Below are 26,638 nucleotides of genomic sequence, written 5' to 3'. Positions count from 1 at the left end.
GCTGGCCCCGTTGGGCCGGCGGCTTTTTTCATGTCCTGCGCTGTGCCGTTCCAAATTGCTGTTGCAAGCCCCGAAGCTTCACGCTAATGGGCGGGACAACGTTGTCATCCCCCTCTCCAAAAAGGGTGGCAATGCTTCATCCCGGTCGATGGCCGGCGACTGCACGCGCTATGCCGTCGGCCGGGATGTGCCTTTTCCAGACATCATGAGAAAGATGGCCCCGTTCAGGCGGTGCGGCGCAGGCGCAGCGTGGCGCTAAGGCCAGGCGCGGCATCACCCAGTAGCAGCGCGCCATGGTGCAGCCGCGCCACCGCTTCGACCAGCGACAGGCCCAGGCCCGATCCGGGCTTGCTGCGTGACGGGTCGAGCCGGCCGAACCGCTTCATCGCCGCTTCGTGCTGGTCGGCGGCAATGCCCGGACCATTGTCGCGGACGCCGATGGTCAGCGCGTCGCCATCCATCGCCGCGTCCAGTGCAATGCGGTCGCCGCCTTCGGCATATTTCAGCGCATTTTCGATCAGGTTTGCGATCGCCTGGCTCACCAGTTCGCGGTGCAGCGGGAAGGCCAGCCCGGGCGGTGCCGAGACATGGAGGGTGAAGCCGCTATCCTCGATCAGCGGGCCATAAACCTCGGCCAGATCCTCCAGCAGCTCGGCGATCACCGTGTCGCGCATCCGGTCGCCGCCGAAGCCCGCCTCGGTGCGGCTGATGAGCAGCGCCGTGGACAGCATTGCTTGCAGGGTTTGCGCTTCGCGATGCACCTTTTCCAGCGCGTCGAGCGCCTGGTCGTCGCGCGTCTGGGTGCTGGCCTGCTCGACCACCGAAAGGAGGCGGGTGACCGGGGATTTGAGGTCATGGGCCAGGCCGTCCGTCATCATCCGCAACTGGCTGACCAGTGCATCGATCCGTTCCAGCATGGCGTTGATCGAATGGCCCAGCCGATCGAAGGCATCGCCGCTGCCGTCGGTGGCAACCCGGCGATGGAAGGCGCCGATCGCCACCGCATTCGCCGTGTCGGCAATGGCGGAAATCTGTCGCGTCAGGACCCGACCGAGGAGAATCGCGATGATCAGCGTCAGCAGCAGGCTCATCAGGAAGGCAATGGTCAGCGCCTCTTCATAGATGCGGGTCAGTTGCAGGCTGTGCGACGTGACGATGCCGGTCAGCAGGCGTCCGCCACCGGTCAGACGGGTGGTCGTGACACCGATCGGTTCGGGTTGCTCGCCGCCGATGCGATAGAGTTCGATCATGCGCCAGGAGGTGTTGTCCGGTATGGTGGCAGGCCAGGCGCCCAGATTGCCGGCGACGATATGGCCTTGCGCGTCGGTCAGTAGCAGCACGATCCGTTCGCTGCGTACCGTCGGCAGGCGTCGCTCGATATCCTGCCTGAGTGCCGCAGCACCACGATCCCGCAATATGGCCAGCAATTCGTCACGCAGATCGGTAACGGAATCTCGATCGGCGGCTACGATCGTGCGCTGGCTCGCCTGTTGCACGAACAGCAGCACGCCGCCGGTCACCAGGAACTGGCAGAGAAAGGCGAGGCCGACGAAGCGGCCGATGGTCGACCGGGCAAAGCCGCGCCAGCCGCCAGCCGTGCTAGCCATCGATGCCCAGGCGATAGCCCATGCCGCGCACGGTATGGAGGAGCGGGCGATCGGAACCATCGTCCAGCTTGCGGCGCAGGCGGCTGATATGGACGTCGATCACATTGGTGCCGGGATCGAAATGATAATCCCACACGCCTTCCAGCAACATGGTGCGGGTAACGACCTGATCGGGATGGCGCAGGAAAAATTCGAGCAGGCGGAACTCGCGCGGTTGCAGGTCAATCGCCTTGCCGGCGCGCTTCACCCGGCGGGCGAGCAGGTCCATGTCCAGATCGTCATAGCGCAGGCTGGTGACGATAGCCGCGTTGCCGCCCGCCTTGCGCAGCAGCAGCTGGACCCGGGCGAGCAGTTCGGCGAAGGCGAAGGGCTTGGTCAGATAATCATCCGATCCGCTGGTCAGTCCCTCGACCCGGTCTTCCGACGTGCCGAGTGCCGAAAGAAAGATGACCGGCGTTTCTATGCTGGCCGCGCGCAACGCCTTCAGTACGGCCATGCCGTCCATCGCGGGCATCATGCGGTCGAGAATGATCGCGCCATAGCTGCCGTCGCTGGCGAGGAACAGGCCATCCCGGCCATTGTCGGCGAGGTCGACGGTAAAGCCCGCTTCGGTCATGCCCTTGGCAATATAGGCGGCAGTGGCGGCGTCATCCTCCACCACCAATATCTTGTGGCTCATGCGCCCGGCCCCCTAATCCTGCGAACGATCGAGCGTTACCATGCGGATGGCATCCCGGCGCCGCAAGTCCAATGTGATGCGCGCGCTGCGATGATCGGTCAGGAAAGCGCTGGCCTGGTCCAGCGAGGCGATCGGCGTGCCATCGATCTTCACCAGATCGTCCCCCACGGCAATGCCCGCGCGCGCGGCCGGGCCGCTGGATTCCATGCTGGTGACAATCAGGCCGGAGCCCGCCGGCTCGGCATTTTCCAACGTCAGGCCGGGCAACAGCTGCGCGCTGGCGCCGGACACGCTGCCATGATCCTCCGCATCGCGGCGGACATGCAGGAAGAAGGCCCCGCTCATCAGCGCTGCGCACAGCGCCAGGCCGATCAGCAGGCGGCTGGTTGCGGTCTTGTCTATGCGCGGGGCCTCCATGTGCCTGGCCATATCCTCGGCTTTCGTTGCGGGCAGAATGATCGAGGCGGGGTCGCGAGTCATGTTACACTTTGTTCATGCCTGATGGGTGCGGGGGGCGACCGAGACGCGGCCCGATCGTTCCAGCTTGCCCCAGCCCACGACCCAGCCGCCAATGGCCGAGGCGATCGCGCGCACCACCACCCAATACATGATCTGGCGGTAGACGAAGCGCTGGCCGACCAGCAGATGCGCGGGGTAGCGGGCCTTGTTGCCGTCCAGCCGGTAGGCCATCCAGCCACAGGCGATGTCGATGCCGGTAAAGACCAGCCAGTAGAGCGCCATGGTCGCGACGTCGCCATTGGTCTGTGCCCAGCCATGCTGCTGCACGCGCAGGATCGTGCCGGCGATCGACAGGATCAGGGCCAGGTCGATCAACGGCGAGATGGCGGCGAAGACGATCTGGAACAGCCAGGCCTGTGGCATGCCTACCAGCGCCAGGCCGGTCGGCTTGCGGCTGCGCAGGATGGCGGCGTGCTTCCACAGACATTGCAGCGTGCCGAAGGCCCAGCGATAGCGCTGCTTCGACAGCGCCTTAAAGCTTTCGGGCGCCTCGGTCCAGGCAACCGCTTCGGGATCGAAGGTGACGCGCCAGCCGGCGCGCTGGATCGCGATGGTCAGATCCTGATCCTCGGCCAGCGTGTCTTCGGGATAGCCACCGACCGCGTCGAGCGCGGCCCGGCGCCAGGCGCCGACCGCGCCGGGCACGACCGTCATGGCATCGAAACCGGCCAGCGCGCGCCGTTCCAGATTCTGCGCGGTGATATATTCCAGCGCCTGCCAGCGGGTGACCAGATTGACCCGGTTGCCGACGCGGGCGTCACCGGCCACCGCGCCGATGGCGGGATCGGCGAACCAGCGTGCCAGCCGGGCGATCGTCAGCGGCTCGAACTGGGTGTCGGCATCGAGCGCGATCAATATCTCGCCAGTGGCATCCTTGAGCGCGCGGTTGAGCGCTGCCGCCTTGCCGCCATTCTGTAGCGTGAGCAGGGTGACGCGCGGATCGTCGGCAAAGGCGCGGGCGACGATCGCGCTGGTCTCGTCCTTCGACCCGTCGTCGGCGACGATCAGCTGCAATGCGGGATAGTCGCTGGCCAGCACGCGGCGCACCGATGCCTCGATCACCCGCGCCTCATTATAGGCGGGGATGATGACCGAGACGGTCGGCTGATAGACGGGCGGCGCCGGACGGTCGCGCCGGGTCTGGAACCAGGCGAGGAAGGTCATCAGCAGTGCGCGGGCAATGCCGAGCGAGATGGCGACATAGAAGATCCAGCCGAGCAGGGCGGAGATTGCCGCCAGGGTGATGAACATGGCGACGTCGACCCGTACGGCGGTCAGGTCGCCAGCGCGCACCGGCGGCATTGCGGCCCGCGGCGACAGGCCGGCTAGCTGCGACACCGGCACGAAGCGATAGCCTTCCTTTTGCAGGGTCGTGATGATCTGCGGCAGGGCGGCGACCGTCTGCGACCGTTCGCCACCGCCGTCGTGCAGCAGGATGATGTTGCCCGACCGGTCGGCATCGGCAGCATGAACCTGATCGATCACCTGGCGGACGATCGCGTCGGTGCCCGGCCGTTGCCAGTCATTGGGATCGACGTGCAGGCCGACGACGGTATAGCCCGCCTTCTGCGCCGCCAGTGCCGGCCCAAGCTCGTCTGCCGTGGTCGGTTCGGCGTCCCCGAAATAGGGCGCGCGGAACAGCCTCATGCTGCGGCCGGTATAGGCCTGGACCAGCCGTTGGGTGGCGTTGAGTTCGAGGCGCGTGCTCTCGTCCGACCAGGTGGCGAGGTTGGGATGGCTGTAGCTGTGGTTGCCGATCTCGTCGCCGTCGGCGACGATCCGCTGCAGCAGGCCGGGATGTTCCAGCGCATTTTCGCCGATGACGAAGAAGGTGCCGGGGACATGGAAATGTTCCAGCACGGCCAGGATCTTCGGTGTCCAGGTCGCGTCCGGGCCATCATCGAACGTCAACGCCAGCATTTTGGGTTGGGCGCCGCCGGTCCGCTGTACCTGATAGGGGGTGGGCAGGACATGATAGGTCTCGCGCAGGATCGTGCCCTGCGGCCCGAAGGCGATCGAGCGGCTGCCATCGGTGGGCGTCGCGGTGATGCGCAATATCTCGCCCGAACCCTCGACATCGGTATTCAGCCTGCTCGCGACCTGACGCAGGTCCGGCCGGCCGCCGTTGCGGAAGGCGGTGAGGCCGGGCCAGACGCCCGGGTCTTCGCTGCCAAGCCGCCACAGCGCCACACCCTGAATGCCGAGGCGGCGGAGCGCCTGCAGCTCATTCCAGGTGGCGGCGGCATCCAGCATCCAGACCTGATGGCGATGGCCGTCCTCGTCATAGGCGAAACCGGCATTGCCGCTGGCGGGGTCGAATGTCACTGGCGCATCGCTGTCATGTGCGGCGAGCCAGGCTTCGTCGAGGGACAGGGCGTCGGCGCCGCCATCGTGCCAGTCATAGCCATAGCTGCCGAGCGCGACGATGATGCGGTCGCGGCCGATGCGGCGGCTGGCATCCTCGACCGAGCGGGCAAACCAGTCCTGCGCGGCGATCGGGCCGGGCGTGCCGCCTTGCCAATGCTGGTCATAGGCCATGAAGATGACATGGTCGGCGATCTGGCTGAGGCGCGCAAGCGGCCAGTCCTCGCCGGCTGGAGCCGTCACCGCCAGCTTTGCGCGGGCGGGCAGGTCGGTGCGCAGCTGGCGCAGGAAATGGAGATAGGCCGGCAATGCGCCACTGGGCAGGGATTCAAAGTCCATCACCAGCCCGGCATCATGATGGGCCGCGACCGAAGCGGCGAGCTGCTGGGCGAGCTGGCGGCTGGCGACCGGATTGCCCAGCAGGCGGGCGGCATCGATGCCGTTCCAGCCCTGCTTGCCGATATTCTGGACCATCGGCATCAGCTTGGGCGGGCGGCCCATGCTGGCGATCATCTGATCCAGGCGCGGATCGTCCAGGAAGTGCGGATGGGGATCGCGGCCCGGCACCGTCACCAATGCGGGCACGACCCAGTCGAGCTGGCCGACATGGCGCCGCAGCGAGGCGATGCTGGTCTCGTCATCGGGAACATAGAAGCCGACATTGAGCGGGCGCGCCTGCGGCTTGTGGTCGGGCCAATGGGGCAGCCATTTGGACAGGTCATGGCGCAGCCGCGACATGCCGGTCAGATGCGCGGCGCGTGGCTGGGGCAGGGGCAATGCCAGGTCGCCTTCCGACGGGACGGCGATCAGCGTCGTCGCAAAGGCGATGGTGGCGGCAATGATGGCGCACAGCAGGGCGGCGAGGGCGCGCCGCGCCCAGATGCCGCGCCGGCCGGTGGGATCGAAGAAAATGGGTCTGGTCATGGCCTGTGGTCCGCGCGTCGCTACTCCTCCGCGACGATGCGACGCCAATAGGCGCTTCCGGCTTCCCGCCGGATGATCCGATCATGAAATCTTGGTCATGATCGGTCCTGCGCGGTCCAGCGTGCGGACAGGCGCACAGGCTTCCACAGGTCCGGCCCCATCAGCAGCAATGCCGTCCCGCCGCTGGCGCAGAGAAAGGCGAGGGCGGCGAGCAGCAACTGGCCGCCAGTGACCGAAGGATGGATATGGACCAGTGTGGTGAGCGCCCGGCCTTCGGGCCAGAGCATGGCGATCAGGGCCAGGCCGAGCAGGCGCAGGCCGATCTGTGTGGTCCATCCAGGATGCCAGTCGTTCATCGGGTGCCGCCTCCGTTGCGGCGGCATCGCATTTAAGCGGAGCGGCATAGGGATGCGAGACAGGGAACCGGTCGATTGCATTGGGATTTCATAGGATTTGCGGCCGATGAACCCCGGTCATGCCAGAATCATATGCGAAACCTATGCCGGGGAGGGCAGACCCCTATGGTTTTCAAATGGCCTTTCATGGCATGGCGGCCCGATAGAAAGACGAAGGGCACGCGTAGATGACTGAACAGGGGGATCCGGCCGCGGGCCAGGATCGCACGCCGCATGGCCGACCGGCCACGCTTGCACTTGGTGCATTGGGCGTGGTGTTCGGCGACATCGGCACCTCGCCGCTCTATGCGCTCAAGGAAAGCTTCGTCGGCCATCATCCGCTGGCGGTCGATCCGCTGCATATCTATGGCGTGCTGTCGCTGATCTTCTGGACGATGACGCTGATCGTTACCGCCAAATATGTGTTCATCGTCATGCGTGCCGACAATGACGGCGAAGGTGGCAGCATGGCGTTGCTGGCGTTGATCGGCAGGCGGCTGGGCGAGACGCGCTGGACCCCGGCGATCGCGATGCTGGGGGTGCTTGCGACTGCGCTCTTCTATGGCGACGCGATCATCACGCCTGCCATTTCAGTGTTGTCGGCGGTCGAGGGCTTGACCATCGTGGAAGCGAGCCTGGCGCATCTGGTGCTGCCGATCGCGATCGTCATCCTGATCGGCCTGTTCCTGATCCAGCGCTTCGGCACGGCGATGGTCGGCATGGCCTTCGGCCCGATCATGGCGATCTATTTCGTCACCCTTGCAGCGCTCGGCATCGCCAATATCGTCCAGCACCCCGAAATCATCGGCATCGTCAATCCGCTCTGGGCCATCCGCTTCTTCGCGATCGATCCCAAGCTCGCCTTCCTGGCGCTCGGCTCGGTCGTGCTGGCGGTGACGGGGGCTGAGGCGCTCTATGCAGACATGGGGCATTTCGGGCGCAAGGCGATCAGCATCGCCTGGCTCTATGCCGCCTTCCCCTGCCTGATGCTCAACTATCTGGGCCAGGGTGCGCTGCTGCTCGACCATCCGGCGGCGGCACAAAATCCCTTCTTCCTGATGGCGCCGGACTGGGCGCGGCTGCCACTGGTCATTCTGGCGACCATGGCGACGATCATCGCCAGCCAGGCGGTGATCTCCGGCGCCTTCTCGGTCACGCAGCAGGCGGTGCAACTGGGTTTCCTGCCGCGCCTGCGCATCCTGCACACCAGTGCCTCGGCGGCAGGGCAAATCTATGTGCCGCTGATCAACTGGCTGCTGCTGATCTTCGTCATCCTGCTGGTGCTGGGCTTCGGCAATAGCAGCAGTCTCGCCGCCGCTTATGGCATCGCGGTAACCGGCACGATGGTCATCACCGCCTGCATGCTGGGCGTGCTGACCTTCAGCGTGTGGCGCTGGCCGCTCCCGGTCGCCGCTGGAGTCACCGGCCTGTTCCTGATCATCGACGGCGCCTATTTCGCGTCGAACGTGACCAAGATCCCCGATGGCGGCTGGTTCCCGCTGCTGGTCGCGGCGGTGGTCTTCACGGTCCTCACCACCTGGGCGACCGGGCGCCGGATCATGCGCCATTATCTGCGTGAAGGGGCGATGGAGCTGGACCTGTTCGTGCGATCGACGCTGAGCTCGCTCAAGCGCGTGCCGGGGACGGCGATCTTCCTCTCCTCCACCACCGACGGCGTACCGCCGGCACTGCTGCACAATGTGAAGCATAACAAGGTGCTGCATGAACGGGTCATCATCCTGACCGTGCGCACGCAGGGCGTGCCGCATCTGCCGTTGCAGGGACGCACGACGGTGGAGGATCATGGATCGGGCTTCTATCGGCTGATCCTGCGCCATGGCTTCATGGAAGAGGTGGATATTCCGGCCGCGATGAAATCAGTCCATGACTGTGGCGGGCCGATCGGGGTGAAGGACACCAGCTATTTCCTCAGCCGCCAGACGCTGATCCCGTCGGAGCGGCCCGGCATGGCGATGTGGCGCGAAAAGCTGTTCGCCTGGATGATCCGCAACGCGGAAAGCCCGATGGCCTTCTTCAACCTGCCGACCAACCGCGTGGTCGAGCTGGGGTCGCAGATCGAGATTTAATCTGCGGACTGTTTCAGGCGATAGCCGATCCCCAGTTCGTTGCTGATAATCTGGGGGCGCTGTGGGTCGGCCTCCAGCTTCTGGCGCAGGCCGCGCACCAGCACGCGCAGATATTCGACATGATGGGCATGTTCGTTGGGCCAGACATGGTCCATGATCTGCTTGTGGGTGATGACCCGGCCGGGGAAGCGCGCCAGCTGCTCCAGCACGCCATATTCCTTGGGCGTCAGATGTACCTCGACCCCGCCCTTCGTGACGATATGGGCGACCAGATCGATCGTCAGATCGCCGGCCGTCACCTTCATCGCGCCGCCGTCGCGTGTCATCCGGTTGCGCAGCGCCACGCGGACTCGGGCGAGCAGTTCGTCGGTATCGAACGGCTTGGTCAGATAATCGTCGGCGCCCAGGTCCAGCGCGGCGACCTTCTCATCGGTGGCGTCGCGCGCCGACACGATGATCAGCGTCGTGTCGCTTTCCTTCTTGATGATCGGCACCAGTTCCAGCCCGTCGCGATCGGGCAGGCCCAGGTCCAGCAGGGTGATGTCGGGCCGTTCGCTGCGCAGCTTGTCCAGTGCCTCGCGCGCGGTCTGCGCTTCGATCGTGGCATAGTCGGCGCGGGCGAGGGCGGCCTGGATCAGCCGGCGGATCTGCGGTTCGTCGTCGACGATCAGCAGGCTGTGGCGCGGCTTCATGCGATGTCCTTTTCCATGATGTCGGTGAGGATGAGGGATTGGGGAATGTGCAGGGTGAAACAGGCGCCCGCGGGTTCCGATACCGTTCTGGCCGATACGGTAAGCCCCATTGCTTCGGCAAAGGCTTTGACGATGGCCAGGCCAAGGCCGGTGCCGGTCTTTGACCGGTCGGAGCCTTCCAGCCGGGTGAAGGTGTCGAACACCCGCGCTTCCATGCCGGCCGGGATGCCCGGCCCCTGGTCGATCACCGATAAGGTGATGGCGTCCGGCTCGCGCAGGCCCCGAACCGTCACCGGCGTGCCGGGATCGCCATAGCGGCCGGCATTGTCCAGCAGGTTGATGAGGATGTGGTGCAACAACACGGGATCGACCCGGACCAGTGGGATGTCCGGCGGAATCTGCACGTCGAGCGGCCGCTCCATGAGAGCGCTACGGCTGTCATGGGCGGCGCTGGCGACCGCATCGAATAGGTCGGTTGCCTCCGCCCGCATCGGCAATGCGCCGGCCTCCACCCGCGCCATGTCGAGCAGATTGGCGACGAAGCGGGACAGGCGCTGGGCCTCGCCATCCAGCGTATCGATCAGTTCCGGCGAGGGGTGGGTGCGCATCTCGCGCGTGGCCGAGATGATGGTGGTGAGCGGCGTGCGCAGGTCATGGCTGACCGAGGAGAGCAGGGCGGAGCGCAGCCGGTCGCGCTCGCGAATCTGGCCGGCTTCGAGCATCGCCTCCTCCAGCGCCATACGGTCGAGCGCGATCGCGGCCTGGTCGATCAGGCTGCGGAGCAGCGGCATCTGGTCGGAGCGGACCGGCTCGCCGGCATCCTCGCGGGCGAGGCCGATCACCGCCAGCACCGCGTCCTTGGTCGGCACCGGCAGGAACAGCCAGTCCGACGCGGTCAGGGTGGAGGAGCCGCGCCCGGCCGGCTCGCCATGCTCCATCGCCCAGCGGGCGGCGGCGCGCTCAATCTCGTCCAGCCGGTCCTCGGGCGGATAGGCGGCGCGCAATTGCGGCCCTTCATCGGACGGGGTCATCAGCACGGTGCGCACGTCGAACAGCCTGGCGATCTCGGCACAGATGGCGTGGCGGATTTCCTCCAGGCTGGGGGAGGCGGTGAGCTGGCGCGAGAAGCCGGCCAGCGTGGCATTCTGCCGCGCGCTCGATTGCGCCAGCACCGACTGGGCGTGCATCCGCGCGGCAAACTGGCTGGTGACCACCGCCACGCCCAGGAAGACGAGGATGGAGATGACATTTTCCGGATTGCTGACGGTCAGCGTGCCCGTCGGTGGCAGGAAGAAGAAATTATAGGCGAGGCTGGAGGCAAGGCCGGTGGCGAGGCCGGTGCGCAGGCCATGACTGGCCGCCGCGAACATCACCGGCACCAGATAGAGAAGGGCGATATTGCCAAGGTCGATCACCTCCAGCATCAGCCGGCCGAGCACGGTCATGCCGATCACGGCCAGCATCGACCAGACATAGCCGATCGGGTCGCCCCAATGACCGCTGTTGGCGGCGCGCGGGCGCGGCACGCTTTCCTCGCCGGGCATGACATGGACGGCGACCGGGCCGATGTCGCGCACCAGCCGGTCGACCACCGACCCATGGCGCAGTTCGAACCACCAGCTGCGCGCCGACTTGCCGATCACGATCTGGGTGGCGCGAGCGTCGGCAGCGAAACTGCACAGCCCGTCGGCGACGCTGGGGGCGGGGATGGAGGCGGTTTCGGCGCCGAGGCGTGAGGCGAGGGCGAGCGTATCGGCCAGACGCTGCCGGTCCTCGTCCGACAGCTGCGGCCCGCGCGGGGTTTCGATATGCACGGCGGTCCAGGGCGCGCGCAGCGCATCGGCAAGCCGCTTAGCGGAACGGACCAGGCCGGTGGCGCTCGGCTGCTCGCTCACCGCCACGATCACCCGTTCACCCGCCGCGAAGCTGCCCGCCAGCGCATGGGCGCGGACATAGTCGAGCATCTGCGCATCGACCGCCTGGGCGGCGCGGCGCAGCGCCAGTTCGCGCAGCGCGGTCAGATTCGACTTGGAAAAGAAATGGTTGAGGGCGCGGCTGGCTTCCTGCGGGATATAGACCTTGCCGTCCTTCAGCCGCTCGATCAGCTCGTCGGGCGGGATGTCCACCACTTCGATCTCGGCATGCTCTAGGATCGAATCGGGCACCGTTTCCCGCACGCGGACGTGGGTGAAGGAGGCGACGACGTCGTTGAGGCTTTCGACATGCTGGATGTTGATCGTCGAATAGACGTCGATGCCGGTGGCCAGCAATTCCTCGACATCCTGATAGCGCTTGGGATGGCGGCTGCCCGGCGCATTGCTGTGCGCCAGTTCGTCGACCAGCACGAGCTGGGGGTGGCGCGCCAGGATCGCGTCGATATCCATCTCGCCCAGGCTGTGACCCTGATGGTCGACGGTGCGGCGGGGGATGATCTCATGGCCATGGACCAGCGCCTCGGTCTCGCGCCGGCCATGGGTTTCCACCACACCGACGACGACATCGACGCCGGCCTCGCGTCGCTGTCGTCCTTCGGTCAGCATCTCCCAGGTCTTGCCGACCCCCGGCGCAGCGCCGAGAAAGACCTTCAGGCGGCCACGGCCTTCCTGCGCGGCGGCGCGCAGGAAGGCTTCGGGATCAGGGCGATGCGGTTCGTTCACTGGGTTCGTTTAGCGCCAATCGCATCCAGCCGTCGATTGATCACTTCGTGATCGAGCTGACGGTTCAACTCGAACAGATTGACGCGGGGTTCGCCGATGAAACCCAGCAGCGGCTGCTCGACGCTCTTTTCCACCAGGCTGCGGACGCGCGCCGCATCGATCCCGTGCGCAGCGGCGACGCGATCGACCTGATAAAAAGCTGCCTCGGGGCTGATATGGGGGTCGAGCCCCGAGGCAGAGGCGGTCACCAGATCGGACGGAACAAAACGACCAGGTGTAGCAGCTTGAAGGGTCTCGACGTCGGTCCTGACGCGGTCGGCCAGCGCCTGGCTGGTCGGACCAAGATTGGAGCCGGAGGAGGCAAGGCCGTCATAGCCCTTGCCCGCCGCCGACGGACGGCTGTGGAAATAGATGTCCGAGGTGAAGGCCTGGCCGATGATGGTCGAGCCGACGACCTTGCCCTGATCCTCGACCAGGCTGCCATTGGCCTGGGACGGGAACAGCGCCTGGCCGATGCCGGTCAGCGCCAGCGGATAGGCAAGCCCGAGCAGCAGGGCGAAAAGCAGCATCATGGTCAGGGCCGGACGCAAAGCGGATTTGAAATCGGTAAACATGGATTTGTCCTTCCTCAGGCGAGGCCAAGGCCGTTGACGGCAAGGTCGATCAGCTTGATGCCCACGAACGGCGCGATCAGGCCACCCAGGCCATAGATGGCGAGGTTGCGGGCCAGCAGTGGACCGGCGCCGATCGGGCGATAGGTCACGCCCTTGAGCGCCAGCGGCACCAGACAGGGAATGATCAGCGCGTTGAAGATGATCGCCGACAGGATCGCGCTTTCGGGCGTGGCCAGCCCCATGACGTTGAGGATGCCCAGGCCCGGATAGAGCGCGACGAACATGGCGGGGATGATCGCGAAATATTTGGCCACGTCATTGGCGACCGAGAAGGTCGTGAGCGCGCCGCGCGTCATCAGCAACTGCTTGCCCAGACCCACCACCTCGATCAGCTTGGTCGGATCGCTGTCCAGGTCGACCATGTTGCCGGCGTCGCGGGCAGCCTGGGTACCGGTGTTCATGGCGACGCCGACATCGGCCTGCGCCAGGGCAGGGGCGTCGTTGGTGCCGTCGCCGCACATCGCGACCAGGCGGCCGCCCTGCTGTTCCTTGCGGATCAGGGCCAGCTTGTCCTCCGGCGTCGCCTGCGCCAGGAAGTCGTCGACCCCGGCCTCGGCCGCGATGCTGGCGGCGGTCAGCGGGTTGTCGCCGGTGATCATCACCGTGCGGATACCCATCTGGCGCAGTTCGCCGAACCGTTCCCGAATGCCCGCCTTGACGATGTCCTTTAGGAAGATCGCGCCCAGCAGCTTGCCGTCCTTGGCCACCGCCAGCGGGGTGCCGCCCGCACGGGCGATCTCGTCGGTGATGCGGCGCAGTTCGCCCGCGACCGGGGTGGAGCCCAGGCCCGGATTGGCCTTCAGCACCGAATCCACCGCCCCCTTCTGGATCGTCGATCCATCGATGGTGACGCCGGAAATCCGGGTTTGTGCGGTGAAGGGAATGACCTCCGCATTGGCGGGGAGGGCTTCTACCGACTGGTTGAAGCCTTCGCGAGCCAGCAGCACGATCGAGCGACCCTCGGGCGTCTCGTCCGCCAGGCTGGCGAGCAGGGCGGCTTCGGCGAGTTGGGTGGGTGTGGTGCCACCCACGGGACGGAATTCGGTCGCCTGACGATCCCCCACGGTGATGGTGCCGGTCTTGTCCAGCAGCAGCACGTCGACGTCGCCCGCCGCCTCCACCGCGCGGCCCGACTTGGCGAGCACGTTGAAGCGCACCAGCCGGTCCATGCCGGCAATGCCGATCGCCGACAGCAGGGCAGCGATGGTGGTCGGGATCAGGGTGATCAGCAGCGCCGCCAGGATCGCCACGGGAATGGCGCCGCCGGCATAGCTGGCGAAGCTGGGGATGGTGCCGACCGCGATCAGGAAGATGATGGTCAGACCCACCAGCAACAGGGTGAGGGCGATCTCGTTCGGCGTCTTCTGCCGCTCGGCACCCTCGACCAGCGCGATCATGCGATCGAGGAAACCCTGGCCGGGATTGACGGTGACGCGGACGCGGATCTCGTCGGAAATGACGCGGGTGCCCGCCGTCACGGCCGACCGGTCGCCGCCCGCCTCGCGGATCACCGGCGCGGATTCGCCGGTGATGGCCGCTTCGTTGACGGAGGCGACGCCGGACACGACCTCGCCATCGGACGGGATCAGGTCGCCGGTCTGGACCAGCACCACGTCCCCCAGCTTCAGCGCGCTGGCGGCGACGGTCTCATAGCTTTCGCCATGGCCCTTCAGCCGCTTGGCGGTGAGGTCCGCCTTGGTCGCGCGCAGTGAGGCGGCCTGCGCCTTGCCGCGCCCTTCGGCCAAGGCCTCGGCAAAGGTGCCGAAGAGGACCGTGAGCCAGAGCCAGATCACCAGCTGTAGCTTGAAGCCGACGGCCAGGCTGTCCTGCCCGACAAGGAGCAGGACGGTCAGCAGGACCGCGACGATCGCGGTGGTGAACATCACCGGGTTGCGGATCAGTTCCTTGGGATTGAGTTTGCGGAAGGCGTCGCCGATCGCTGGAACGATCAGGTCCGCGGTGAAGAGCGATTTTTGTTCGGATCGGGCCATGTGGATGGATCCTTAGAAAAGCTGGCCACGGATCATCGCGAGATGATCGGCGATGGGGCCAAGGGCGAGGCTGGGCAGGAAGGTCAGGCCGCCCACTACAGCCACGATGCCGACCAGCAGACCGGTCCACAGTGCCCCGGTGGTGGGGAAGCTGCCGGCGGTTTCGGGCGTATATTTCTTCGCGGCCAGGCTGCCCGCGATGGCCAGCATGGGAATGATGATGAAGAAGCGGCCGATCCACATCGCGACACCCAGCATCCCGTTATAGAAAGGGGTGTTGGCGGTCAGGCCGGCAAAGGCCGAGCCATTGTTGCCGACGGCGCTGGTGAAGGCGTAGAGGATCTCGCTGAAGCCATGCGGTCCCTTGTTGAGCGGACCGGCCAGGCCCGCGTCGGTGACGCTGGCGATGGCGGTGAAGCCCAGAATGATCAAAGGCAGCACGGCAATGGCGAGCACGGCCAGTTTCACTTCGCGGCTCTCGATCTTCTTGCCGACATATTCCGGTGTGCGACCGACCATCAGGCCCGCGACGAACACGGCCAGGATGGCGAACAGCAGGAAGCCATAGATGCCCGCACCGACGCCGCCGACCACGACTTCGCCCAGCTGGATGTTGAACAGCGGGATCATGCCGCCCAGTGCGGTGAAACTGTCATGCATGGCGTTGACCGCGCCGCAGCTTGCCGCCGTGGTGACGACCGAGAACAGGGCGGAGGCCGCGATGCCGAAGCGGACTTCCTTGCCCTCCATATTGCCACCGGCGATGCCCAGATTGTGGAGTATCGGGTTGCCGGCCGCTTCCTGCCAATAGGTGACGGTGACACCGGCGAGGAAGATCAGCAGCATGGCGGCGAGGATGGCCCAGCCCTGGCGCGGGTTGCCGACCGCCTTGCCGAAGGTCCAGGTGAGGCCGAAGCCGATCATGAAGATCGACAGCATCTGCACCAGGTTGGTGAGCGCGGTCGGGTTCTCGAAGGGATGGGCGCTGTTGGCGTTGAAGAAGCCGCCACCATTGGTGCCCAGCATCTTGATCGCTTCCTGGCTGGCGACGGGGCCAAGCGCCAGGGTCTGCTTCACGCCTTCCAGCGTGGTCACGTCGACCGAGCCGGCCAGCGTCTGCGGCACGCCGCTCGCGATCAGGAACAGGGCATAGACGATGCAGATCGGCAGCAGCAGATAGAGGGTCACGCGGGTGACGTCGGCCCAGAAATTGCCGATCGTCGCCGCGCTGCGCCGGGCAAAGCCGCGGAACAGGGCGAAGGCGAGCGCAATGCCGGTGGCGGCCGACAGGAAATTGTGGATGGTGAGGCCCAGCATCTGGCTGAGGTTCGACAGGGTCGACTCGCCCGAATAGCTTTGCCAGTTGGTGTTGGTGGTGAAGCTGATCGCCGTATTGAAGGCGAGGTCGCTGCTGGTGCCGGCAAAGCCCTGCGGATTGAGCGGCAGCAGCCCCTGCAGGCGCAGCACCGCATAGGTGAAGAGCAGCAGTGCGACGTTGAAGATCAGCATATGGACCGCATAGCGGCGCCAGCTCTGTTCGGCGTCGGGATCGATCCCCGACAATTTGTAGAAGCCGCGTTCGATCGGACCGATCACGGCATGGAGCGGGGTGCGGCGGCCCTCATAAAGAGCGAACAGCCACAGCCCCATCGGCTTGGTCAGCGCCAGCAAGATGCCGACAAAGGCTGCGATCAGCAGCCATCCCTGGAAGGTCATGGGCGGCCCCCCTTAAAAGCGTTCGGGCCGTGCGAGCACGGCGACGAGATAGATGAGAAGCCCGGCGGCGGTGATCGCCGCGAGCCAGAGGTCGATGGTCATGGCATCCCTCCTTCAGGCGTCGCCGCACAGCCGGACATAGCCAAGGCTAGCCGCGGTGAGCGCCAGGATGATGCCGATCCACAAGAGATCCTGCATTGGGGGTAACTCCCGCATCACGCCCGCCGCGGGAGGCGGACAGGGTCGTTAGCGAGCGCCCGATTAGGCCCTTCTTCCGTTTGAATGCGAGACGCGGGTTGGGCAGGGCGCATAGTATTTGCGTATGATTTTTCGGCAGGCCCAAGACGGATAGCTTTTCTACCGCGACGGCCAGCATTGCTTGGGGGACGATTCTCTATACCATCGGTAGATAAGCCGCCCGAGTCGGCAGAGAGGACGCATATATGGCCTATCAGGATCAGGACGGACCGTTGACGCGCCTGCGCGATCGGCTGGCGCAGGCCCTTTTCAAGGAGCCTGCCGTGGTGCTGTTCGAGCGCGATGCCGATGACCGTAATGCACCGGTGTCGCGTGCCGATCGCGAACGCCAGCCGCAGGATGCCTGCGCCTGACCGGTGATCTCAGGAGAAACCCTGTGTTTCCAGGGCGAAAGTCCAACGCCTCTTCGCAGCGGCGGAACATCCGCTAGATAGATTTCCAACAGCATGGCGCGCCGCTCGCGTCCCTGCCTTGAAGGAGATCCAGATGGCCACCAGCCCGCGCGAAGTTACCCGTCCCGTCGATCCGCTGATCCTGGAGCGCTGGTCGCCCCGTGCCTTCGATGGCTCGGCCATTCCGCAGGCCGATATCGACACGCTGTTCGATGCCGCCCGCTGGGCACCTTCGGCCTTCAACTACCAGCCCTGGCGCTTCCTCTATGCCCATCGTGACAGTGCCGACTGGGCGCGCTTTCTCGATTTGCTCTTCCCGTTCAACCAGGGCTGGGTGCAGCATGCCGGCGTGCTCGCTTTCGTCCTGTCCGACACGCTGATGGCGGCGCCGGGATCGGAAGACTATAAGCCCTCGCACAGTCACAGCTTCGATGCGGGCGCTGCCTGGGCGACGTTGGCGCTTCAGGCGACGCGGCTGGGCTATCATACCCATGCGATGACCGGCGTCGATTTCGACAAGGCCCGCGCCGAACTGGCCGTGCCGGAGCGTTTCCGGATCGAGGCGGCGATCGCGATCGGGCGGCAGGGCGACAAGGCCAGCCTGCCCGAAGCGCTGCAGGCACGCGAGGCGCCGAGCGGCCGGCATGAGATCGAGAGTTTCGCCCATCAGGGCAATTTCATCGTCTGACAGAAAGGGCGGCGTTTGGGAAAACGCCGCCCTTTTTTGCATCAGGTCGTGGTCCAGCCGCCGCCCAAAGCGCGGAACAGGTCCACTTGGGCAAAGGCAACGGCGCGATTGGCGGTTGCCAGGTCCGCGTCGGCCGATGCCTGGGTGCGCAACGCGTCCAGCACGGTCAGGAAGTCGATCTGCCCCTCGCGCTGGCGCGCCAGGCTGATCCGCGCAGCCCGAGCCGCCTCGTCCCGTGCCGATTGCAGCGTCGCTCGCCGCTCCAGCGCATTGGCGTAAGTGGACAGCGCCGTCTCGGTCTCCTCCAGCGCCTGCAGCACCGTGCCGTCAAAGGCGGCGAGCGATGCGTCGCCATCCGCCTTGGCCGCCGCGATCTTCGCCCGATTGGCTTCCTGATTGGGGAAGGCCCAGCTGATCAGCGGCCCGAGCAGGAAGTTGAGCGGCCCGGCACCGAACAGGTTGCCGCCGCCGACCGCCGTCGTGCCGATCGATCCGCCCAGCGTGATGCGCGGATAGAGATCGGCCGTCGCGACACCGACCCGCGCCGTGTCGGCCGCCAGCCGCCGTTCGGCCGCGCGCACGTCCGGCCGCCGCGCCAGCAGCGCCTGGCCGTCGCCGACCGGGATCGGCTGTGTCACATTCGGTGTCACGGTCGCGTTCTGGACGGACGCGGGCAGCTCCTGCGGCGTGCGCCCGGTCAGCGTCGCCAGCCGGAACAGGGCGGCATTGCGATCCGCGACCAAATTGGGAATCAGCGCCTGCTGCTGTTCGCGCAGTGTGGTCACGCGGATTACGTCCAGCCGGTCGGAGCGGCCGGCGTCGAAGCGGGCGCTGGTGATGCGGATCGACTTGTCGAGCAGGTCGACCGTTTCCTTTGCGACCGCAAGGCGCTGGGCCGAGGCGGTTGCGTCGACATAGGCGCGTACCGTATCGGCAACCACCGCGACGCGGACTGCATCGGCATCGGCCTGGGCCGCGCCGACATCGCCGCGCGCTGCCTCTATGCTGCGCTTCACCCGGCCGAACAGGTCGACCTCATAGGCGACGTCCAGCCCCATATCGACGGTCCAGTTTTCCCGGTCCATGCCCGGCAGGGTCTGGGCCTGCGACACCCGGCCATAGGTCGGGGAGCCGCTGATGTTGGTGCTGGGCAGCCGGTCGGACCGGGCACCGCGCAACTGGGCGCGGGCGCGTTCCAGCCGGGCGACGGCGACGCGGATGTCGGTATTGGCCTTCAGCGCATCGCCGACCAAGCCGTCGAGCAGCGGGTCATTATAGAGCCGCCACCAATGATCGTCGGTGGCGCGCTGGGCGACCGCGGGGTTCGCCGCCCCGATAAAGGGGGCGGCGGCCGTGGTCGGGGTGGCGGGGGCCTTGTAGTCCGGCCCGGCGGCGCAGGCGGTCAGCGCACTGGCGCCGAGCAACAGGGCAATCAGGTTCCTTGTCATGGCTTTTGTCCTCATTCGGCCGGCTGCAATGCGGCAGCATCGTCAGCCTCCGGGCGCCGGCGACGGGCGAAGCGATCGCCCAGCGCGCGGCACACGACATAGAAGGTGGGGGTGAAGAGCAGGCCGAAGGCCGTCACGCCGGTCATGCCGAAGAAGACCGCCGTGCCCAGCGCCTGGCGCAGTTCCGCACCGGCCCCGCTGGCGATCACCAGCGGCACCGCCCCCAGGATGAAGGCGAAGCTGGTCATCAGGATCGGGCGCAGACGGGTCTGGGCAGCCTGAACGGCGGCTTCGACCGGGCTAAGCCCCTGTTCCTCTTCCGCCTGCTTGGCGAATTCGACCACCAGAATGGCGTTCTTCGCCGCGAGCGCGATCAGGACGACCAGACCGATTTGCGTGAGGATATTATTGTCCATCCCCCGCAGGTTCACGCCCAGCATGGCCGCGAACAGGCACATCGGCACGATCAGGATGATCGACAGCGGCAAGGTCAGGCTCTCATATTGCGCCGCCAGCACCAGGAAGACGAAGAAGACCGCCATGCCGAACACGATGCCTGCGGTGTTGCCGGCACTGATCTGCTGATAGGCAACGCCGGTCCATTCGCTGGCATAGCCGGCAGGGGCGGCGTCGGCGAGCTTCTCCATCGTGGCCAGCGACTGGCCCGACGAATAGCCCGGTGCCGTGTCGCCATCGATTTCCACCGCGGGCAGCAGGTTATAGCGAACCACGCGATAGGGACCGGTCTTGTCGCGGAAGGTGGAGACCGAACCGATCGGCACCATCTGGCCGCTGTTCGACCGGGTCTTCAAGTTGGCGATGTCGGCCACGGTGCCGCGATGTTCGGCATCGGCCTGGGCGGTCACGCGATAGGTGCGACCCAGCAGGTTGAAGTCGTTGACGAAGGCGGAGCCGAGATAGACCTGCATCGCCTCGAACACGCGCTCAGGCGGTACGCCCAGCAGGTCGGCCTTGCGGCGATCGACGTCCGCGAAGATGCGCGGGGTGCCGACGTCGAACAATGTATAGACCTGTGCCAGGCTGGGGCTCTGATTGGCCTTGCCGATCAGTTCGCCGGCAACCTTGTTGAGTTCCGCATAGCCGCGATCCTCCCGGTCCTCCAGCATCAAGCGATAGCCACCGGCTGAGCCGATGCCCTGGATCAGCGGCGGCGGCACCAGCAGGATGCGCGCCTTGTCATAGCCCGCGACCGCCTTGTTCGCCTGATCCATGATCCCGGCATAGGTGGCGCCTTCGGCCTTGCGCTCGGCAAAGCTCTTGAACGGGAAGTAGATCGCCGCGCTGTTGGGCGCCTGCGTCTGCGACGGGCCGTGGAAGCCGGCGAACATCACCGCGCCGCGCAGGCCCTTGATCGGCAGGATCTTCGCCGCGACCTCGCGCGTCACCTTGTCGGTGCGTTCCAGCGATGCGCCCGAGGGCAGCTGGACGACGGCCAGGAAATAGCCCTGGTCCTGCGCCGGGATGAAGCCGCCAGGCGTCACCCAGAACAGGGCGATGGTGGCGGCGATCAGGCCGGCATAGGTCAGCAGCATCTTCTTGGGCCGCGCGACGAGGAAGCGGGTGAGGCGCGCATAGCCCGTGCTCATCCGATCAAAGCCCCGGTTGAAGCGATCCGCTGCCTTGGCCGCGACCTGGCGCCAGCGCGGCGCGTTGTCGAGGTCATGGGCACCATGCTTGGGCTTCAGCAGCAGGGCGGCTGCAGCCGGCGACAGGGTGAGCGAGAGGATCAGCGAGATTACCGTTGCGGTCGAGATGGTGACCGCGAACTGCTGGTAGAAGGCACCGGAAATGCCGGTGATGAACAGCGTCGGCACAAACACGGCGCACAGCACCAGCACGATCGCCACCAGCGCGGTCGACACTTCGTCCATCGACACGCGGGCCGCCTGCAGCGGGCTCATGCCATTTTCGATATTGCGTTCGACATTCTCGACCACGACGATCGCGTCGTCGACGACGATACCGATCGCTAGCACCAGGCCGAAGAGCGACAGGTTGTTGAGCGAGTATCCGACCGCCGCCAGCATCGTTGCCGTGCCGATCAGCGAGACGGGAATCGCGATGATCGGGATGACCGCCGCGCGCCAGTTCTGCAGGAAGATCAGGATGACGATGACGACCAGGATCACTGCTTCGAACAGCGTGTGATAGACGGCGTCGATCGACTGGCTGATGAATTCGGTGGGGTTGTAGATGATGCTATATTCCAGGCCCTTGGGGAAGCGCTTGGACAGTTGCTCCATCTCCGCCTTGACCTTCTCCGCCGCGTCGAGCGCATTGGAGCCGGGGCGCTGCATCGTCGCGATCACGACCGTCGGCTTGTTGCTGAGATAGGTGTTGGTACCATAATCCTGGGCGCCCAGTTCGACGCGGGCGACATCGCGCACGCGCACCTGTCGGCCATCGGTGTCCGACCGGATAACGATGTCGGAAAACTGTTCCGGCGTCGTCAGACGGCCCTGCATCTCGACGCCAAGCTGGAAAGCCTCGCCCCGGTCATAGGGCGGCTGGCCGATCGAGCCGGCCGACACCTGGACATTCTGCGCGCGCAGGGCGGAGACGATTTCGCCAGCCGTCAGATCCAGCGCGGCGGCACGATCCGGATCGATCCAGATCCGCATCGCATAGTCGCGCGAACCGAACAGCTGCACGTCGCCCACGCCGTCGAGCCGGGCCAGCCGGTCGCGCACCTGGGTCAGGGCATAGTTGGAAATATAGTCGCGGTCATAGGTGCCGTCGGGCGATTGCAGGTTCACGACCATCAGGAATTCGGGCGTGGTCTTGCGGGTGACGACGCCTAGGCGCTGCACTTCCTCGGGCAAGCGGGGGATGGCAACCGCGACGCGGTTCTGCACCAGCACCTGCGCGGCATCCAGGTCGGTGCCGATCTTGAAGGTGACGGTGATGACGACCTTGCCGTCGCCGGTCGACTGGCTGCTCTGATAGAGCATGTCGTCGACGCCGTTGATTTCCTGTTCGATCGGCGCGGCCACGGTCGACGCGACTGTTTCGGCGGATGCGCCGGGATATTGGGCGGAAACCGTGACCGTGGGGGGCACGATGTCGGGATATTGGGACACCGGCAGGCCGACGAAGGCAAGCGCACCGACCACGGTGATGACCACCGCGATGACGGCGGCGAAGATCGGCCGGTCGATGAAGAAACGGGAGAAACGCATCGGATCGTCCTTTGCGAAAGGCGAAAGGGATACCGCGCGATCCGGCTGGGCCGGATCACGGGCTTGGGATTTCGTTTGATTGGCCCCACCCGTGTGAAGGGTGGGGTCAGTTCTTACCGGGCGAAGGTGGCCTGGGCAGCAACCGGAGCGGCGCTGTCGACCGGGGTGACCGGCGCGGGGGTCGGGGTGATGCGTGCCGGCTTCACCGCGACCTTGGCACCCGGCATTGCCGCCTGCAGGTTGCTGACGATCACCCGGTCCTTGGGATCGAGCCCGCTGCGGACGATGCGCAACCCGTCGACGATCGGGCCAAGCTCGACCGGCTTCACCGCGACACTGTCGTCCTTGTCGACCACCAGCACGGTCTTGCGCGCCTGGTCGGACTGGATCGCCTCGTCGGGAACTAGCAGGGCATTGGCCTTGCCGCCATTGGCCAGGCGCATATTGCCGAACAGGCCGGGGGTCAGGAAATTGCCCGGATTGTCGAACACGGCGCGGATGCGGATCGTGCCCGACCGGGGATCAAGGCCATTGTCGGTGAAGTCGAGCCGGCCCTTGTGGTTATAGTCCGCCTCATCCTGCAACCGCACTTCGACCGCGCCGCCATTCTCCTTGTCGCGCTGCGACTTGAGGTAGAGCGCTTCGGACGCATCGAAATTGAAGTAGATGGGGTCGAGCTTGTTGACCGTGGTCAGCAGCGAGGCTGTGCTGCCTTCACCGCCCGATACCAGATTGCCGATGTCGACCCGGCGATCCGACACGCGGCCGGAAATCGGCGCACGGACCTGAGTGAACTCGACGTCCAGCGCCCGGCTGCGTTCGCGCGCCTGCGCGCCGGCCAGGGCGGCCTGCGCTGCCTGCAGCCGCGAGCGGAGCGAGTCCACTTCACTGGCCGACACGGCTTCGTCGCCGGTTAGCCGCTGGACGCGACCATAGTCATTCTGCGCCAGCAGCAATGCGCTGCGGGCTGAGGCGACGCTGGCCCGCGCCTCGGCCAGGGCCGCCTGGAACGGGCGCTGGTCGATGGTGAAGAGCAATTGCCCCTGGCGCACGAAGTCGCCATCGCGGAAATGGATGGCGGTCACGGCGCCCGACACGCGCGGGCGAATCTCGACCGTCTGGCTGGGGGCGAAGCGGCCGACATAATCATCCCACTGCGTCACGCTGCGGGCGAGCGGCGCGGAAACGCCGACAGCCGCCAGCGGGACGGCCGCAGCCTGGGCCGACGGGCGGTCGACCAGCTTCCAGCCGATGCCGAACAGGGCGATGAGCGCGACGGCGGCGATACCGCCATGCTTGCGCGACCATCGGACACCGGGGGAGGCGTGAATGTCCGACGCGGTCCCGTCGGCGGTGATCTTGGTGAACTGGTTCATGGATTAACTCCGGAGCGAGCGGGCGGCGCGGCCCGCGCTGATGGTGGCGAGCAGCAGTTCGAGCTGCGCAGTGGAAAAGCCGGCCGCGCGGAAGGCGGCGAGGGCGGAAAGCGAAACGGCATAGCCCTTGTGCCAGGCCTCGACGGCCAGCCGACGTAGCGCTTCGAGGCGTTCGCTGGCGAGGGTGGGGCTATGTTCCTCGCCCCAGATCCATTTGCGTAGACGAGCAAAGGAGCCGGGGCCGCGCAGCGAGCGCAGGCCGTCGGTGCGGGCAAAATCGACGATCTGCCATTCCTGGGCGGAAAATTCGGTGGCTGGCGCGTCGATGATCGGCGCAACAGCGGGTTGGCGGGTGGCGCCGACCGCCATCTGCGGACCGGCAAGTGCCTGGGCGAAATCGAGGAAAGCCATGGCCTGTTCCTTCCTGTAACCTGGATCGGGCACGCGCCATCGCGCGGTAAAACGCCTCATGCGTCCCGATATGATCGCCCGAAGATGCGGGCATGCGTCCTTGCGGCGCGAGCGGCACAAGCCGCCGCGAAGAGGGCGCAAAGATGATGAGACAGGAGGCACCCGTTACCGGGAAACCGCCCCTTTGGGTGACGCTATCGTCGACAGCGCCGAAGATTGAATTGCTGCATGATGACCTCCCTGGGCTATGCACCCAGCATCATTGTGTACCGCATGGTATATATTAACGGGGACTGTCCCGTCAACCGTCTTTTTGTACCGGAAGGTATTTTATTTGCAGTGCGGCAATTTCAAGGGGCGCCTTGCTGCAAAAGCGAAATAAATTCCGCTATTTACTCGGCCACATGGTGAGGGTGGTATCGATAAGCTGCTCCAGCCGGTCGCGCGGTACGCCGGCGCCGGCCTGCACGGCCATGCCCTGGATTACGGTCGACAGATAACAGGCGAGCGCCTGCGGCTCGACCCCTGCGGGCAGGTCGCCTTCGGCCTTGGCACGCTCGAACCGGTCGAGCAGGGCGCGGTCGGACGAGGCACGACGGGCCAAGACCTCGTCGCGAATACATTCGGAATGGGCGGTGCCGCCAACCGAACTGATGACGCCCATGCACCCTTGGGGGTCAGTGTTGCCGGTCTGGATCGCCAGCGATCCGCGCAGCATGCGCTCGGCCACGGCCTTGGCCGTGGGTTCCTCCAGCGATGCCTTCACATAGCAGAGCTTGTCGCGCTCATAGAGGTCGAGCGCCTTGCGGAACAGCGCCTCCTTGTTGCCGAAACAGGCGTAAAGGCTGGGCTTGGTGATGCCCATGGCCTCGGTCAGTTCCGCCAGCGATGCGCCTTCATAGCCGCGCCGCCAGAAGACCTGTAGCGCAGCCGCCAGGGCTTCCTCGGGATCGAACTCCCGCGGGCGGCCCCTGCCACTCTGTGTTGCCGTCATTTCCATACCGACCGGTATATAGTGCGGACATGGCCGTACGTCCATAGGCGCGATCCATATGGATTATGGCGTCGATGTACCGGTCGCGAACAGCTTGAAAGACCAGGGCGGAAATTCCAACTGCGTGCCGTCATTGACTTCGATCGGTTGCCCGCCGTCAAAATTGTCATAGCGGCCATGGGCAATGGGGCTTTGGAGTGTGACCCGCTGTGGTTGGGCGGTAAAATTGAACAGGGCGAGAATCTTGTTCTTTTCCCGCTGGCGGACAAATGCGAAGATTTTGCCCGGTGCGCTGGTTTTAACCTCGACCATGGCGCCGCCATATTGACCATTAAAGGTCGCAGGGTTTGCTTTCTTCCAGGCAATCAGGCGGCTGTAGAGCTTTGCGGCGGGCGCATCGCGCCAGGCGATAGCGTCGCGCGTGAGGAAGTTTAGACGTTTGGGATATTCGGCCTCCTGGCCGTTGTAGATCAGCGGCATCGTGTCCGCTGCAAAGGTGAGGGCGGTCATGGCGGTCAGTGCCGGGCCATATATGTCTCGGTCGGAGCCTTCCCACGCGCTGCTGTCATGATTGCTGGTATAGGCCAGGCGATAGGCTTCATGCGGCCACGCATCCGCTTCAACGTTCCAATAGCCGGCCAGTGCTGCGGTATTGGCGCGGCCCTGAGCGACATCGCGCATCGCCTGAACCAGCTTCCAGGCATAAGAGGCATCAAATGCACGCCGATGCAGTTCGGGATAATCCCATTCGGCCAGCATGAAAACCGGTTTGATCTGTTCCAGTTCTGTCCGGGCATTTTCCCAGAATTGCAGTGGCACGCCGCCGGCATAGTCGGCCCGAAATCCGTCGACATCGGCTTCTCGCACCCAATATTTGAGGGCCTCGGTCATGTAGCGACGCAGGCCGGGTCTGGCATAGTCAAACGCGATGACATCGGTCCAACTGGTCCAGGCAGGCGGCCTAAATTCGCCTTGCTCGTCATGTTCATACCAATCGGGGTGCGTCAGGGTTAGCGTGTTGTCCCAGGATGAGTGATTGGCCACCCAGTCGAGGATAACATACATGCCGAGCCTGTGGGCGGTCGTAACGAAGGCTTTCAGATCCGCGAGCGAGCCAAATTCCGGATTGACCGCCAGATAGTCTCGAACCGAATAGGGGCTGCCCAGTGCGCCCAGCCTGTTCTTCTCGCCGATGGGATGAATTGGCATCAGCCAAATAATGCCCACGCCCATTTTCTGAAGGCGCGGTAATTCGGCCTGCGCAGCACGAAGGCTGCCTTCGTGCGTAAATTGTCGCAAATTGATTTCATATAAAACGGCATCGCGAGACCATCGCGGATGCTGGACCATGGCGTAAGGTTGGGGCTGGTCGACGGCATGCTCTGTCAGATCGAGCCGGGGTTGCGAAACGGCCTGCGAGCTTGAACTCAAGAGCAGAAGCGCAATGGACGCTGCGTGGAAATATCGCTTCAAGGCCGGCCTCGCACTGATGGGATCATTCACCACCTGATACGCGCGGGATGCGGGGACGGTTTCAGGCCGGGGAAATGGCGTGCGTCATCGTCA

20 protein-coding genes are annotated in these 26,638 nt (G+C 65.4%); 3 read left to right on the top strand and 17 right to left on the bottom strand.

Features of this window, described 5'->3' with window-relative positions:
* Positions 1-224 precede the first annotated feature (224 nt).
* The 5 genes from PMI04_RS18705 to PMI04_RS18685 form a co-directional block, all read right to left on the bottom strand.
* Positions 225-1,607 (bottom strand): HAMP domain-containing sensor histidine kinase, encoded by a 1,383-nt coding sequence (locus tag PMI04_RS18705; RefSeq protein ID WP_007710630.1) that lies wholly within the window; start codon positions 1,605-1,607, stop codon positions 225-227.
* Positions 1,600-2,286 carry a response regulator transcription factor gene (locus tag PMI04_RS18700; RefSeq protein WP_007710633.1) on the bottom strand — a complete coding sequence of 229 codons (687 nt, stop codon included), beginning with the start codon at positions 2,284-2,286 and terminating at the stop codon, positions 1,600-1,602. Before PMI04_RS18700 ends, PMI04_RS18705 begins: the two co-directional genes overlap by 8 nt.
* Positions 2,287-2,298: 12 nt before the next feature.
* Positions 2,299-2,766 (bottom strand): PDZ domain-containing protein, encoded by a 468-nt coding sequence (locus PMI04_RS18695; protein WP_007710636.1) that lies wholly within the window; start codon positions 2,764-2,766, stop codon positions 2,299-2,301.
* Positions 2,767-2,778: 12 nt separating this feature from the next.
* The gene (locus PMI04_RS18690; RefSeq protein ID WP_007710639.1) at positions 2,779-6,093 is read right to left on the bottom strand and encodes a glycosyltransferase; all 3,315 of its coding nucleotides are present in this window, start codon (positions 6,091-6,093) and stop codon (positions 2,779-2,781) included.
* A 95-nt stretch (positions 6,094-6,188) separates the two neighbouring features.
* Positions 6,189-6,449: a hypothetical protein gene (locus tag PMI04_RS18685; RefSeq protein ID WP_007710641.1), complete on the bottom strand. Its 261-nt coding sequence runs from the start codon at positions 6,447-6,449 to the stop codon at positions 6,189-6,191.
* Positions 6,450-6,676: 227 nt separating this feature from the next.
* On the opposite strand from PMI04_RS18685, the gene PMI04_RS18680 reads away from it, so the two are divergent.
* A complete protein-coding gene (locus PMI04_RS18680; protein WP_007710643.1) occupies positions 6,677-8,575 on the top strand; it encodes a potassium transporter Kup in 1,899 nt (632 codons plus the stop codon).
* Here PMI04_RS18680 and PMI04_RS18675 read toward each other — a convergent pair.
* From PMI04_RS18675 to kdpF, 6 genes are read right to left on the bottom strand one after another with little or no spacing between them, the layout of a single operon-like run.
* Positions 8,572-9,267, bottom strand: coding sequence for a response regulator (locus tag PMI04_RS18675; RefSeq protein ID WP_007710645.1), 696 nt, complete (start codon positions 9,265-9,267; stop codon positions 8,572-8,574). The two genes, PMI04_RS18680 and PMI04_RS18675, sit on opposite strands and share 4 nt — an antisense overlap.
* Positions 9,264-11,924, bottom strand: a complete 2,661-nt coding sequence (locus PMI04_RS18670; protein WP_007710655.1) for a sensor histidine kinase KdpD — start codon at positions 11,922-11,924, stop codon at positions 9,264-9,266. The genes PMI04_RS18675 and PMI04_RS18670 overlap by 4 nt, the downstream gene beginning before the upstream one ends.
* Entirely contained in the window at positions 11,921-12,538 is a 618-nt protein-coding gene (gene kdpC / locus PMI04_RS18665; RefSeq protein WP_007710660.1) for a potassium-transporting ATPase subunit KdpC, read from the bottom strand. Before kdpC ends, PMI04_RS18670 begins: the two co-directional genes overlap by 4 nt.
* A 14-nt stretch (positions 12,539-12,552) precedes the next feature.
* The gene (gene kdpB, locus PMI04_RS18660) at positions 12,553-14,589 is read right to left on the bottom strand and encodes a potassium-transporting ATPase subunit KdpB (RefSeq protein ID WP_007710663.1); all 2,037 of its coding nucleotides are present in this window, start codon (positions 14,587-14,589) and stop codon (positions 12,553-12,555) included.
* A gap of 12 nt (positions 14,590-14,601) precedes the next feature.
* A complete protein-coding gene (gene kdpA, locus PMI04_RS18655; RefSeq protein WP_007710665.1) occupies positions 14,602-16,305 on the bottom strand; it encodes a potassium-transporting ATPase subunit KdpA in 1,704 nt (567 codons plus the stop codon).
* A gap of 12 nt (positions 16,306-16,317) precedes the next feature.
* Positions 16,318-16,407: a K(+)-transporting ATPase subunit F gene (gene kdpF, locus PMI04_RS18650; protein ID WP_007710670.1), complete on the bottom strand. Its 90-nt coding sequence runs from the start codon at positions 16,405-16,407 to the stop codon at positions 16,318-16,320.
* A 341-nt stretch (positions 16,408-16,748) separates the two neighbouring features.
* Here kdpF and PMI04_RS18645 point away from each other — a divergent pair, with 341 nt between their 5' ends.
* Both PMI04_RS18645 and PMI04_RS18640 read left to right on the top strand, forming a co-directional pair.
* The gene (locus PMI04_RS18645; protein ID WP_007710677.1) at positions 16,749-16,916 is read left to right on the top strand and encodes a hypothetical protein; all 168 of its coding nucleotides are present in this window, start codon (positions 16,749-16,751) and stop codon (positions 16,914-16,916) included.
* Positions 16,917-17,049: 133 nt separating this feature from the next.
* Entirely contained in the window at positions 17,050-17,643 is a 594-nt protein-coding gene (locus PMI04_RS18640) for a nitroreductase family protein (protein ID WP_007710679.1), read from the top strand.
* Between the two features lie 41 nt (positions 17,644-17,684).
* Here the strand turns inward: PMI04_RS18640 and PMI04_RS18635 are convergent, their stop codons facing one another.
* From PMI04_RS18635 to PMI04_RS18610, 6 genes are all read right to left on the bottom strand, one after another.
* Positions 17,685-19,091, bottom strand: a complete 1,407-nt coding sequence (locus PMI04_RS18635; RefSeq protein WP_007710682.1) for a TolC family protein — start codon at positions 19,089-19,091, stop codon at positions 17,685-17,687.
* An 11-nt stretch (positions 19,092-19,102) separates the two neighbouring features.
* Complete coding sequence (locus tag PMI04_RS18630) at positions 19,103-22,291, bottom strand: multidrug efflux RND transporter permease subunit (protein WP_007710692.1); 3,189 nt, start codon at positions 22,289-22,291, stop codon at positions 19,103-19,105.
* Positions 22,292-22,404: 113 nt separating this feature from the next.
* Complete coding sequence (locus PMI04_RS18625) at positions 22,405-23,667, bottom strand: efflux RND transporter periplasmic adaptor subunit (protein ID WP_007710694.1); 1,263 nt, start codon at positions 23,665-23,667, stop codon at positions 22,405-22,407.
* A gap of 3 nt (positions 23,668-23,670) precedes the next feature.
* Positions 23,671-24,078 carry a hypothetical protein gene (locus PMI04_RS18620; protein WP_007710696.1) on the bottom strand — a complete coding sequence of 136 codons (408 nt, stop codon included), beginning with the start codon at positions 24,076-24,078 and terminating at the stop codon, positions 23,671-23,673.
* A 388-nt stretch (positions 24,079-24,466) separates the two neighbouring features.
* Positions 24,467-25,117: a TetR/AcrR family transcriptional regulator gene (locus PMI04_RS18615; protein WP_007710698.1), complete on the bottom strand. Its 651-nt coding sequence runs from the start codon at positions 25,115-25,117 to the stop codon at positions 24,467-24,469.
* An 18-nt stretch (positions 25,118-25,135) separates the two neighbouring features.
* Positions 25,136-26,545, bottom strand: a complete 1,410-nt coding sequence (locus tag PMI04_RS18610) for an alpha-amylase family glycosyl hydrolase (protein WP_037486569.1) — start codon at positions 26,543-26,545, stop codon at positions 25,136-25,138.
* Positions 26,546-26,638 lie beyond the last annotated feature (93 nt).

Origin of the sequence: Sphingobium sp. AP49 (genome assembly GCF_000281715.2) — a bacterium.
In the GTDB taxonomy this organism is placed as follows: domain Bacteria; phylum Pseudomonadota; class Alphaproteobacteria; order Sphingomonadales; family Sphingomonadaceae; genus Sphingobium.
This window is presented reverse-complemented; position numbering and strand designations above follow the sequence as displayed.